General features: G+C 70.2%; 2 protein-coding genes. One reads left to right on the forward strand and one right to left on the reverse strand.

The annotated features are described in order from the left end of the window. Nucleotides 1-8: 8 nt before the first annotated feature. Nucleotides 9-602 carry a thermonuclease family protein gene (locus tag FDT80_RS18790; RefSeq protein WP_138663863.1) on the forward strand — a complete coding sequence of 198 codons (594 nt, stop codon included), beginning with the start codon at nucleotides 9-11 and terminating at the stop codon, nucleotides 600-602. A 3-nt stretch (nucleotides 603-605) separates the two neighbouring features. On the opposite strand, the gene FDT80_RS18795 is transcribed toward FDT80_RS18790, so the two are convergent. Continuing rightward, the coding region (locus tag FDT80_RS18795; RefSeq protein ID WP_138663862.1) for a short-chain fatty acyl-CoA regulator family protein at nucleotides 606-899 on the reverse strand (294 nt) is incomplete at its 5' end.

The raw sequence follows: 899 nt of genomic DNA on the forward strand, positions 1-899 counted from the left end.
TCACCGGCGTGATCCGCGTGGTCGATGGCGATACATTCGACGTGGGCGCGATCCGGGTGCGGTTGCATGGCATCGACGCCCCCGAAAGCGACCAGACATGCGCGCGACCCGATGGTACGCCCTGGGCCTGCGGCGCATGGGTCAACGCGCAGGTGGCGGCACGCTACGGCGGGCGCCAGGCACGCTGCACCGCGGTCGACACAGACCGCTATGGGCGCGTCGTCGCCCGCTGCAAGACCGCCGGCGCGGACATCGGCCAGGCGCTGGTGTCTGACGGGCTGGCCTTTGCCTACAGGCGTTATTCGATGGCCTATGACCTCGATGAAAAAGGGGCTGCCATCTCGGGGCGGGGCCTGCACGGCAGTACGCTGCAACGCCCGGCCGACCACCGCCGCGCCACCGCGTCGCCGGCAGACGCCGCGCCGGGGCACAAGGCATCCTGCCGGATCAAGGGCAATGTCTCGTCCAAGGGCGCGCGGATCTTTCACAGCCCGGGCCAAAAGCACTATGCCGCGACCCGCATCAGCGCGGCCAGGGGCGAGCGATGGTTCTGCACCGCGGCAGAGGCCCGCGCCGCAGGCTGGCGCCCGGCACGCCGCTAGGCGTCATTCGACGCTATAGGGCAGCACGTCGCGGGTGTTGGGATCGACGCGCAGCCGCCGCTCCAGCGGCGGAACGGAGCGTTGGTGACACTCCTTGCGTTCGCAGATCCGGCACGAAATTCCGATCGGTTCGAACGCGCCCGCACGCCCCAGGTCAAGACCGTCGGCATAGACCAGATCGCGCGCGTGGCGCACCTCGCAGCCCAGGGCGATGGCAAAGCGGCGCACCGGCGCGCCGAACCGCCCCGCCGGTTTCGTCACGTCGCGCGCCAGGCTGATATAGCGCACACCATCGGG

The sequence above is a fragment of the Sulfitobacter sabulilitoris genome (genome assembly GCF_005887615.1).
Classification (GTDB): Bacteria; Pseudomonadota; Alphaproteobacteria; order Rhodobacterales; family Rhodobacteraceae; genus Sulfitobacter_E; species Sulfitobacter_E sabulilitoris.